The following is a 12,865-nucleotide window of genomic DNA, read 5'->3' as shown; positions in this document are numbered from 1 at the left end:
CTCCTATAAGCTTTTAAGGATTTCTTCTCCATTTCCTATTCCATGTCTTGTATACAAAAGTCTTCTTAATCTTTCCATTTCACTAGGCCTGTTGTTTTTTATATCTCTAAGTCTCTTTCGCATATTATTATCTTTAAAATCAACAATCGATTCTGCTTCAGCATAAAAAATAGAAGCATCCAAATTCTCCCAGGTCACGCCATAAAGTCCCATGGCCTTTCCGTAATACTCAATTGCTACTTTTTCATATCCCTCTATGCTTCTGGATGAACAAATGTCTCCAATTGTTTCTAAAATTTGAATTCTCACGTACGGCTGCTCTGTCAACACCTGATTAATAGAACCCCTAATTTCTTTATCTCTTATTAAAGTCATTAAATCTTGAGCAATTTTACCCCAATTAGGAACTTGGGGTTTATTTCCATGAATCGGATTATCTGCATGATCCTCATTAAGTAATTCTTTCATCATAGTAAGAGATCCTTCCCTTCCCGCTATATCTCCTGAATTAAACATAGCCCAAGCTACTATCTCATATGCGCCCACTATCTCTTTAAACCAATCAGAAGTATATGGATTTTTCTGATCCGCAAAAGTGTCAAGTATCTCTTCATACAAAGAAGCTGCAATTACTACAGGATCCCCGCCTCTAATTCTTCCTGCTTTAATTGTCTCCCTAATATTTTTAACTTTTGCTAAAAGAGTCAATTCCTCTTCTACTCTTTCCTTCTTTCCCTCAATAAGCTCTTTTTTGTATCCCGTCAGCATGGCATTATATTCAACCCCTCTTTCAAATATTTGAGAGGCAGCTAAATATTCACCGCTATCTAATCTTTTAAAAGCTTCCCAAAAAAACCATTTTTGAGTAGAGTCATCAACAATAACAACACAAGATTCAAAGATTTTCCCTATTTTCCTTCTCTCTCTATTTAAAACGTTAGTATCCCTCACTAAACTTCCATCTTGAGGATATAATATATTAACAGCTTCAATTATTTTTTTTACTTCAACTTCAGTTATTTTTTTTAATTTAGATTCTTTTTCATCAACTGTCAAATCTTTTTCTTTTTCTATTTCGTCCCGATAAAGATGCTCAAGGTTTCCTTTTATATCTCTTATAATCGCATCTTTTTGCTCTAACCTTGCACTTGCCAAAGCTAAAATATTTCTTGACATAAAACTTAACGTTCTAAATTTCGCAATCGAAGAAAAATCGATCAAATCTTTATCTATATCAGAAGGAGTATTAACAGCGTTAGAAACAGTTTTGACTGCCCTCTCAATAATACTGCAATCTAACCGAGCTTGAAAGTAATCCCCACTATTTAAAAAAGTTAAAATCCTTTCAACATGCGAACGAACCCTCATAAAGGGGGAAGCAAGAATAATCTCATCAACATCTTCCGCCATTTGCTGCAATTTCTGCTTATCATTTCCCGTCATTTCGTTTAAAACAGCAAGTCTTGAAACTCTAAACTTTAATTGAGATAATTGCTCTCTAATAAATACCTTCTCTGCATTTTCAAAAAAAGCGCTGGTTGCTATATCCAAAAATGATGCGTCAGGTTTTCCTTCAAGAATAGTTTTAATCCCTCTCAAGACTCCATCAGGATCATTTAATCTCCTTCTATCCACAAGAACGGGAATAGCAATATCTACAACTATTTTCGCTTCATTAAAATATTTTTCAGCCAAACCAAGATATTTATTCTCGTCCGCCGCCGCTTCTGCTTCATCTCTAGAAAGCACAGCCATTCGATTATAAGCATTTATAATTTTAGAGACAGAAGAAAGAGCAGAGTCGGGATTTAATCCTTTAGAATTTAATACATCAAAACAAAAACTGATCGTTTTCTTATAGTCTTCAATTCTTTTGTCATAATCCCTGCCTTCCAACTCCGCGATTCTATATGAAAGGTCTGCCTGTTGCAAAGAAACAGAGGAGATAAAACCTTCAAACTTTTCAAATTCTTCGCCTATAGGTTCTCTCTGGTCAACAGTTCCATCACGCAATAAAGTTAAACCACTATAAGTTGTTTCAAGCTCTTTCAACTGAGAGGTTGCTTCTTCAAATGCTTTCGCCAAATATTCTTCACTCTTTTTTCTGCGTTCATCAACAACTGCCAAATCTCTGTTGTTTCTCCAGGCATATTCCGCTTCTTTAAGATATCCTTCAGCATAAACCATTGAGGCCCTTATAAGTACTTCTTTTTTCCCCTTTCTGCTGTCTTTTTCTCCGTATGCTTCTCTATCACTTAATAACCTATCTACTAATTCCAACCCATCCCTAACAAACTCATCTCTATTTACATCAATAAATGCCTGAGCTAATCCTATCTCAATAAAAGGATTTCTGTTCTCTCTTCCCCACCTTGCTTCCGCCAAACGTCTGGTTCTGGCAACAATTCTAACACTCGTAAAAGGAGAAAAAACTCCATCTTTAAAAGTCCCCTGCAACCCTGAAAGAGCTGCCGAAACTTCAAGTGGATTCTTCCAAGGTTCTGACTTTTCTAATGCCTCTCCATATCTAAACCATGCCCCTTCCATCAAACGAACAGCTTTTAATTTCCCCCCCAAATCAATAAGTCTTTGCAATTCATGCACATCAGCAGATAAGAGTTTTGTAGAAACAAAAGGCCTTTGATACCACGTCAGATTGTGTTTTGTACTGTCAACAAGAACCATAAGATCAGAAATTGCCCTTTCTGCTGGAGTCCTTGACCACCACGTTTTAAATGGTCCCTTATAAAAAGGAAAATTTTGCAGATGATGAAGGATAAATGGTCGATGTATATGAAGAGACTGTATATCTTTACTTTCTCCTTCAACATAAACAGAAGCAGGGTTTACCCAAAATGACTCGCAAGCCATGCAAACAGATCTTAAAATACTGCTCTCTTGATAATAAAATCTGGTAAAACCACTTTTGAGAGATTTATTTAATCTTGCAACAGCAGGTTTTGCGAGAATAGCATGTAAATCATCAAACCCTGCAGCATAAGCAAGTGACGCATAAGCCGCATAGAGAACATCCTGATCTGCTCTTCTTTTTTCATCTCCCCCATTTTTATAATCATCAGGAGAACCATCATATCCATGAAATACAATAGAATCAACGATCCCCTTAACTGCGTTTTCATCAGTAGGATTAGGGAAGAGAGCCTTCAACATTCTTTTTGCTAAATCAACATTTCTTTTTCTATAAACAGGGTCACTGCAATAGCTGGCATCTATTGCTATTTGAACAATAGTTCTAAGCGCGTCACGCCCAAACCGGAAGCTTCTTCCATCAGACGGAGTGTAAAAAGCGTATCTATTAACAAGCTCACCATCTTTATTAAAAACTGTTGGAACAATTTCGATTAAATCAGGTATATGCGTATACCTTTCCCATTGACCATCAGAAAAATTGTCCGCGGTTGTCAGCTCTTTTCCTGTCTCATCTTTTCCCGCTTTATAACTCGTTGCGGCAAGAACCTCTTCACGAATCTTCTGTTCACATTCTATTACAAGCGCCCAATCATGGTCGCCATCAAACCCCTTAATCATCTCAAGCATAGCAATTGAAACATAACTTATATTTCTTACAAAACTACCATTAGTAGATTTATCATATGGAGTAGGAGCAAGAGTCGCGCACACCCCATTAGTATTTACATAAGTATTCCAAATCATATCTATAAACTGCTTGGATATTTTGGCATAATTAAATCTTCCCTCAGATCCCCAAAGTTCACTGGCTTTTATAAGCTCGGTTGCAATTCCAACATCAGCATCCATAGCCGAAGCATAGTTCGCAATATTAAATCTGCCATTCTCAATATATCCCTGCCAAGCAGGCAATCCTCTCTCCATCATTTCAAAAATACCGCTTAAAAATCGGTCAAATTTTTCCTGATCCTGACGTATTCTGGCAGCTTCAAGCCCCCAGTGCATACTTTCAGACGGGACAACATCTTTTTCACGATCTACGATAAAAAGAGGTGAACCAGCCTCAGAATTTAAAGGAGTTTCATACGCTCGAAACCAACCATCAATTAATAAGTTTTTATCTATAGAGTTAAAAGAAGAAGTTCTTATTACTTCAATGGGTTCCTGACACTCTTCTAATACAAAAGGTACAAAAGGAGTTCCGGCCGCCGTCAAAACAAGACCTATTCCTGCCGCCTTTAAAATGCTCCTTCTTGTTGGTCCTGTAGAAACAGAAGTAGGAGGGGTATAAACAGGCATCCCCTTAACTCTTCTTACTAAATCTATTTGATTTAAAAATCTACTAAAACTCATTTTTATGACATCTCCCTTTCCCATCCCTCATCTCCATCGATCCTTTCCTCTCTGCTCCCCTCATCTTTAAGTGAATCATAAATATATCCCGTTGGAACCGAGGCTCTTATTCTTGGGCCTCTTATAGAATCCCATAAAGCTTTAACATCCCCAGCCCATGGAGCTTCGTTATAAACTCCAAAATTAAATTTTCTCAAACCATATCCTAAAAAGCCTAGGTTTATGGTCGACCATATAGTCGCGCCAAACATTGAAGGATCGCCATTATTTACAAAGAAATAATGCATTGACGAATAAAGAGCCAAGAAGTTTAAAGAAAAAAGAAGAATTTCAAGCGGCATATCTCTTAAAGGAAGCCGGTCAACAGCCTCTCCCCCTTTAGAAGATATTTTAAAAGCCCTCGATACTCTTAAAACAATTCCTTCATAAGCAGATTTTGTCGCTTTCCCCAAACCTACATAATCGAGAGCCAGCCCCTTTCCTGTTTCTCCTCTATTGCCTTTATTAAATGAGGAAACCGCCCACATGCTAATTAAATAAGCGGCTGTAAGCCCCAATGTATTTGACGCAACTAACAAACCAAAAGTCGCAAAATGTTTCGGATCCATTTTAATAATTACAGAAGGGATGTCAAGATGTATGTACAATATCGGCATGACCATCAAACAGGTTTTTGCAACATATGTTAGCCAATGAACTATCAAAGATTTAAACTGTAGCCCTCTAAAAAAGTTCATTTGAGTATTAAAAACTTTCCCCGCAATTCTTAAATTCCCTCTAAGCCATCTTAAAAAGACGGTTACATACGCTCCAACCAAACTCTCAGAGTGAGCTCCAATAGGCCCTATTCCAGGGATAAAGAGGTTGTTAAACAGAGGATTTAATCCTCCAATGGCAAATCTGAAGTTAAAGCGTTTTGCAATGCTCCATCCAGCCCAGTAAACAGGTTTAAGAGCTTTTAATGCCATTATATCCATTAATTCTCTTGCGTTCCCTTTTGGCCAACTGCAACGAGTCATTTCGAATTTTTCATAAAATGCATAGGCAGGAAAAAAGATCCTCTGCTGAGATGGAAAAGGAAGAGCTTCAAGAGGTTTGCGTGTCCCTGCAATATCCTCTGACTCTTCTTCTGAATCCTGAACATCCGGACCCTCTATATTTTTCAAGCCGGAGATCAAAACATCTTTATCTACATCTTTTATAAACCTCTTTGGAATATATCCATTTAAAGCCAAAGAATGAAACAAGTCTGTAACTTGAACACTTGAGAAAGCCAATCCAACATCTACTGCACCAGCAAGTGAACCAAAAGAGAGCCTTACGGGAAGACGGCCGGCAATAACTAGCCCTCTGGCAACCTGTCCAGCACTATTGGCATAGTTCCCTTCTGTATCATATAGCACAGCATCAGTAATTCCCTTGCCCCATTTATCATATAAGCTTGCAAAAGGTTGCTTATTCTCTTTATAAGGGACAGATTGAAGATATTTTGTAGCCTCTCTTCTATAAGCCGCAAGAGAGTAAGCAACACAAGATCCATAAGAAGCAACAACCCCATGCTTTTTCCGTGCAGAAGCATCCCCCAAAACCCAGCTAAAATATGGTGTCCCCTGCCCTTGAAACGCATCTGCAACCGCGCTTCGCTCCTCCCCTCCACCAAACTGCCTGTCCCCAACCATTGCAAGCCCTGTATGTTGATCTAAAAGCTCCGCCTTCCTTTTTGAAGATTCTATGCTAGGATCGTAATCGACATCATTTACTTCAACAATATCAGCTAAAACGTCAGGAAGGGGAAGCTCAAGATAATTTCTAAGCCTATTTGACGGCTTAAGCTGTTTATCAAGCTCTGTCTTTATTAACTCATCAGCTCGCTTTGCGACAATTTCAATAGCCCGTTTAACAGGAACTCCCTTTGCCAATGTTTCATCTCTAAACTTTTCAATATCTAGGCTAACAGCCTTAAACGCCCTCTCAATTTCAGGCGCAAATTTTCTAAACTCTGTAGCCAACCCGCATCGTTTAACATCCCCCTGTCCCATATTCTCTTTTCGTATTGTAAAATCAGCAATATCTTCCCATGCTATTATCCATTCAGCAAATTGAGAAGCTGTACGAGGCTCTTTCGTAATAACTAAATGCTGAAAATATCGAACATCAGCTAAAACCTTTTCCCTCTCACCCGGAAGTAAACACTCTCCTAAATAAAATTTTATTCCATCTCCATTGCGGTGTATATCAAGGATCCCTGCTGATGCTTTATACTCAAGCTCCTCCCACATCCCCCTTATATCCAGAGCAACAGCCTTTATTTCAGTTTTTTCCTGATCCGAAAACCCTTGAAGAGAGCTAATATGCCCTTCAACTATATTATATAACTTCTGATCCACCCCTCCTATTTTTGCAACGACAGATTCATTAAGCCCTTCTCCTGCAGAGGATGCAATACGGAAAAACAGGCCAAGAGAGGAACGTCTTCTTATCGCGTCAACAAGCCCTTGAGCCACTTTTAAAGTCTGGCTATCGTTATCTTCAATCTCCCACGTCTCTACAATCTCTTTTGCTATAGCGCTTGAAGATTTTCCTTCTTTCGTGCGCCGCAAAACAAGTTTTACAAATGCCTGAGGAGATTTTTCTTCTCCCCCCTGCATTTTGTACCAATATACGAATTTATCTTTAATCTCTTCCAAAAGATCTACAGGAAACTCTTCTTCTTTATCACTAAAAATGTATCCCAAATATTTTCCGTCTTTATAATAACCTTTTAAACTTTTTGTATAATGCTCCAAAAATGTATTCTCTTTGACCCAATCTCTTTTTGCCATATCAGAAAGGACTACAACAGGAGTGCCTGTATCATCTTTCTTTGCAACGATTAATCCCTTTTTGATATGCCCCATAATAAGATCGGTATGAAAGGCAATTGCCTTTCGCTGCTTATAGGTAAGCCTTTTAAAGCTTGCAGCCAGAGCAAAGACATCACATTTTTCGCCATCTTCCGCCAGCTTTTTCACAACTTCATCCATCGCAACCCTAAACTCTACATCTTCTACAACTTTATAAAGATGTTTTCTTAGCTTTTTAGAAGGGGTTTCAATATCCCAGTAATTAAAAAGGTCTTCCGCTATTTTTGATGCTGTTTTTCCTTCAACAACTTTTTTAGTTATGATACTTGCTACATGCCTTGGATCACAACGTTTAGGGGATATCTCTTCCGGCAACTCCCCTTTTTCGTATGAAATTTCGCTTGCGATTTCAGTAATAAGTTCCTGAGGAATATCTCTTATATCAAAAGTTCTTTCAAGAACCATACTTCTTATAACATCAAAAGAACAGACTCTAACAAACTCGGCAGCAGTTCCGCCTTTATATCCGCAGGCAATAAGGTTAGACTTAGCGCCAAACCCTCTATACTTGCCAATCTTTTTGACCATAGTAGTGGCTGCCTTTTTTACAGCCCCTAAATTTATGCAAGTTTTTGAAGTAGGAGATATCATTAGATCCAAACCTCCTCACCGACACGGTCAGAATCAAGGCTAAATCTTATTTTCGGCGGAACATTATCTCTCATAAGATCAAATGCCTTTCTCATCTTTCCGATCGTCTCTTCATGATATTTTATGTAATTGTCAACAATCTCTGTCGCTATAGGCAAAGAGGCAGTGACGCTTCCTGTTATTCCGGCAACCGGAGCCTCTCTAAAGTTTACCTGCAACGCTTTTATGAGATTATCTCTCTCCTCTTTCGGATCAACAGTGCTTTCCAGAATCGCCTGGATATTTTTGAATAGTAAAGAAGAAGTATCTATATTAAGATCCATTGCGCCGTAACCTAAAATAACAGCTAGTCCAATATTTACCCCTCCCGCGTTATCTCCTCCGGGAAAGAGAAAAACAAATTTAAGAAAATCTTCAAAAGAGGCAGTTGGATTTTGAGAAAGTTTATCAGCCATAAAATTTGCAAGTTCAAAAGCCGCAACTTTTTTAAATCCATAAAAACTTTCTATGCTGGGAATAATCCCATTTGCAATATCATCAATCTCCTGAAGCGTTAAACCATATCTGGCTCCAACTTGAGTTACAACTTCTAAAATTTCGGCTCTTCTTTCGAACCACGCGCTCGCTTCAGCTTCTTCATATGAAACAACAGATTCTTTTTCTATGTCAGCCTCTATGCGCCCTGAAATTTTATAAAGATCATTTACCCCGCGGGCAATCTCATCTGCAATTTTTTTTGTAGGCTTAAACAAACCATAAAGTGTTCCTGCAAGAGGGAGTTCCCTCGCTAATATTCGCTGCCAACTTACTCCTTTCTGGAAAAACATCTTATCCTGAACAATATGATGGAGTCTTTTGCCCAAAGTCCCCGGCATCATACTATAAGTTCTTGCGTTTTTTGCAAACTCTGCCATCGCTTCATACACAAGGTTAAAAGCTTCTCTTCTTTTTTTCAGTCTTACACCTCTACTATGAGGAGTAAGATCTCGTCTACCCGTAACCTCGGCAGCGCAAACTTTTATATTTTCAGCAGCATTTGTAATTTTTGCAATTACCCCTTCCGCATCATCAGGCGCAAGACCAAACTCATTCTGAATAGCCTCGCTTAATCTCCTATTTCCTTCTTCTGTTAAACCGTTCCCTCTAAATATCAACCCAAAAAAGCCGGCAATAGTTGACCATCGCATCAAAGAGTTAATATCCCAAAGCATCCCTGCCGCAATAGAATCAGCTTTAACAGGATCAATGTCAACCCCAATAAGCCAGTCGACAAGCTCCTCATGTGTCATACTAAACTGATAAAGCCCGGCAGGATTCTCTTTATTCTCTTCTGCAAACCTAGCTGCAAGATATCTTCCTATCCCTCCAATTTTATATTCCGCAAGCCTGTGAGGTTCTCTTGCAAAACCGGCACATCTTTGAATTACATAAGGCCTCTGATGAAGGGAATCAACAGGAACATGTTCATAAACAATTGCCGACGCAAGATCATTTCGAGTAAGGTTTGATAGCCCCTGAACATCATTAAGTATCTCTTTTACCATTGCATATTTAGCGCAAATCTCTGTCCCCTCCCTAACATATCCTGTTTCAGCCAGCCAGTGAAACGCCATGGAAGACAACGCTGCTACAAACACCTGCGAATTTTCACCATAGCACATGCAAGCTTTTGCATGCTCTTTTATATTATGCTCGGCAGCAGAGGGATCAGCTCCCGCTAAAGTAAGAAAATAAGCAAACGACGGCCTATGAGCAGGCTCATCAGATAAACTCTCTCTTGTCATCGGCTGCCAGCCTTCAACAAACACTTTTTTGGCGCCTGTAAACACAGAACCTTGATACCAGCATCCCATTCCAATTAAAAGTACTTCAGGCAACATCAAAAAAAGATTTGCAAGAAAAACAGTAACAGTTGCTGTTATTGTCGACCATGAACTGGTCATCATTTGAGTCCTGTAAGATATATAGCCAAAAGTACTAAATGCAATCCAAAAGGCAGCGTTTAATCTTAATCCAAGGGCAATATTCTTATCTTTAAGCCTGATCTCCCCCATTAAATCTTTAATGCTCAATATAGAACGTTTTGTGAATTTCAAAAGATGCTCCTGCGCTTTTATGTAATCTTCTTCAGCAAATTCCTCAGAAGCTTTTTTTGATTCCAAAACAGCAACAGTTGCACTGACAACATTTTTTAATTCCGTTAAAACCCTGTTATATCTTTTTTGCAGACGCCTGTATCTTCTTGAAACAGAAAATTGTTCGAATTTAGGAAGATTTTCAAATCTTGAGATAAGAGATATAATTTCTGAGTGATCTATAATTCTTCTTTGTCCTGCCATATCACGAATCAGTTGTGCAATGTCGTGATAAAGAGTTATCTCCTCTTTTGAAAGAGAGACACATTCTCTCATCCCTGTTTCAACAAGGCTCTCCATCTGATCTGCCATATTAGTAAAAAAGTCTTTATCAAGTCTTCCTGATAAAAACCCTTTTTGAAGAAGGAGTTTTACTTCTCGAGGAGACCCTGATCCATCGCCATAAAAATCAACACGCGGTCTTTTTGTTGTTCCTACAACATCTTCATGGTTTGTATATTCAGTCGACAAATAATAAAGCGCCTTAAGCGTCCTGCTTGTTCGCAAAGCAAATTGAGCATATGCTCTTTCCCCTCTATTTTGCGGCGCCAAACTCCAGAGGAGATTTGAGAACCCTTCAAAAATGGATTTTTTGCGCTCAATCCCTGTAAAATATTGAAGTATAGTTTGAGCAGATTGTGATTCGTTAAAATAGGCTTCAGAACCCCATGCTAAAAAAACCTCCCCCAATTTTGCCCCGGAAAGTTTAATAGAAAAATCAGACTCTTTCACTCCGGCAAAAGTTCTAGCCTCCCCATCGTAAATTCCCTGTCTGTACATGACTTCAAGAAGATTTCGTTCATGTCCGGAATTTCCAGCTATAAGCTGATTTAAGCGACTCTCTGGAGTTTTAAATTCTGCGCAAAACTGTCCCCTGTTTATCCCGAAAAGGGATGAAATCCTTGTTTTAATTGGCGTCATAAAATTAATCATAGTATATTCGCCTCTCTAAGGAGATAAGACGCCTCCTTTCTCTACATATATATCGAAAATTTTAAGTCTAAATTTCATAAAGTTATCGCTATGAATTTCATATAATTTCAATAAAAATTCAATAAAAATAGATGAACCCCGATTAGGATAATCGGGGTGAAATTTCAATCTATTTTTTTCGATATATAATTGGGAAAATCTTAAGTAAGATCATACCCTCACTTTCGGCTCCCCTTGCCCTTTGGGCGTAAGGAACAGAAAGGAAAAAGTCAGGAGAAAAAAATGGCGCGAATATATACAGGATTTAGAATAACTGATACAAATTTGCCGGCGCTGATGAGTGGCAATATACCGGGAATCCCTTTCGTACAAAGGGTTGCTCTAATAGGCAGAGATAAGACAATAATAGTCGAAAGAAGCGCCCACGCAATAATAGGTATTGGCTGGGGAGATGAATCAAAAGGGCAGCAAACATATAATTTATGTTTAAGAGTTAGAGATTTAAGGCCCGACAACAAACCGGTTTTATGCTGCCGTTTTTGTGATTCATCAACATCTTCAGGCCACAGAGTATATACACTATCAGGAAAAGACAAAGTATTAAACCAGTTGCCTGCCGGAATGCTGGTTTACGGCGTGACAGGCGTATTAGCAAAACTTGTCAACCTGGAAGCGCTTTATAACGAAATAGACCGAACAGAACAACATTTTAATCTCAAAGACTTAGAAAACAATTTTAAAATCTTCGAAGATACATCGATTGTGTTCGGATACAACGTATCATCTGGAAGAATAAAAGAGACACATAGAAGAATTTCTTTGCTTGATGAATATGGAAGTATAGGTCGTGGAACAGGAGATGCTATAGAAGACAAAGAAAGAGGAGATAACGTAACAATAAAAGAAGTTGTCGACGCGTTATCAGACACATCGAAATATAAAGAATTAGAAAACAAGATAAAAAGAATTGCTAAAAGAAAAAAGGAAGAAGCTTACGCACTTATGCAAGATTGCCCACAAGCTCGCGAGCATTTTGACGAAAAGGCTTTTGATGTGGATTCAATTTTCAGGAAACTTATACCTTTAGTTGAAAAACTTATCAAAAACAGAAATATTGTAAAACAAGACTATATAAAGAGGGCCTTTGATGAAGGGGCCTCTGTAATATTTGAAGGATCACAAAGCCCTCTGCTTGGAAAAGAAAGAGGCCCATATCCTTACACAGTAAAAACAAATACAGAAGCAAATCAAATCGAGACCTACAGTGGAATCCCACTTGATCAAATAGAGATCATTGGAGTAACAAGAGCTTACGATTCGCGGCATGCCTATGCCCCATTTGTTCCTGAGATAACAGAAAAAGATTTACAAGGAAAAATAACGCCTGAAATTTACAGAAAGATGCTTGATTCCAACCCCACCGGAGATAACCCATTTTACGGCCCTTTCAGGGCAGGGTGGTTTGATTTTTTAAGATTAAAACACGCAATATATTTGATTGAATCTTCAGGAGGGAAAGTAGGCTCTATAATAGTTACAAACCTGGATCGTTTAAACGGTTTAGATCCTTCGTACGCATGTCGAAGTTACAAAAACGGAGAAGAGATATATAATCAAATACCATATAATTTAGACTCCTCAAGTTTTAAAGATTTTTTATGGGGTTCTACCGCGGTTATAACCCCATTAAAAGGATGGAATATAAACCCAAGAATTGTTCATGACAGCAAACGATCTTTAGCCTTTAGAAGACTGCCAGATAATGTTCACAACTTCTTTGAAGAAATCCAGGATGAGACAGATGGCATCCCCGTTTCAGCAGGGTCGATAGGAATACAACCGAGCAATACCCTGGTAAATTATGGGATGAGATAAGAAGTTTGTAGCATTCAGTACGGAAACAACCACGCATAATTTTAAGACTTTCCTGACTTTCTCTTTTATGTATCACAGACAACAGCCCTCACCCAACATTCAGACAAAAGAAAACTTTTTCTATTATATTTTGCCTTAAAGCAT

The 12,865-nt window shown here is 38.4% G+C and carries 4 protein-coding genes; 1 reads left to right on the top strand and 3 read right to left on the bottom strand.

Annotation, left to right across the window (positions count from 1 at the left end; translation table 11 throughout):
- Positions 1-3: 3 nt before the first annotated feature.
- From A2290_08810 to A2290_08800, 3 genes are read right to left on the bottom strand one after another with little or no spacing between them, the layout of a single operon-like run.
- The gene (locus A2290_08810; GenBank protein OGC15154.1) at positions 4-4,308 is read right to left on the bottom strand and encodes a hypothetical protein; all 4,305 of its coding nucleotides are present in this window, start codon (positions 4,306-4,308) and stop codon (positions 4-6) included.
- Positions 4,287-7,778 carry a hypothetical protein gene (locus A2290_08805; GenBank protein OGC15153.1) on the bottom strand — a complete coding sequence of 1,164 codons (3,492 nt, stop codon included), beginning with the start codon at positions 7,776-7,778 and terminating at the stop codon, positions 4,287-4,289. The genes A2290_08810 and A2290_08805 overlap by 22 nt, the downstream gene beginning before the upstream one ends.
- Complete coding sequence (locus A2290_08800) at positions 7,778-10,846, bottom strand: hypothetical protein (GenBank protein OGC15152.1); 3,069 nt, start codon at positions 10,844-10,846, stop codon at positions 7,778-7,780. The genes A2290_08805 and A2290_08800 overlap by 1 nt, the downstream gene beginning before the upstream one ends.
- A 282-nt stretch (positions 10,847-11,128) precedes the next feature.
- On the opposite strand from A2290_08800, the gene A2290_08795 reads away from it, so the two are divergent.
- The gene (locus A2290_08795) at positions 11,129-12,721 is read left to right on the top strand and encodes a hypothetical protein (protein ID OGC15151.1); all 1,593 of its coding nucleotides are present in this window, start codon (positions 11,129-11,131) and stop codon (positions 12,719-12,721) included.
- Positions 12,722-12,865: the final 144 nt, after the last annotated feature.

This window comes from candidate division WOR-1 bacterium RIFOXYB2_FULL_36_35 (assembly GCA_001771505.1).
Taxonomy (GTDB): Bacteria; Margulisbacteria; WOR-1; order XYC2-FULL-46-14; family XYC2-FULL-37-10; genus XYB2-FULL-36-35.
This window is presented reverse-complemented; position numbering and strand designations above follow the sequence as displayed.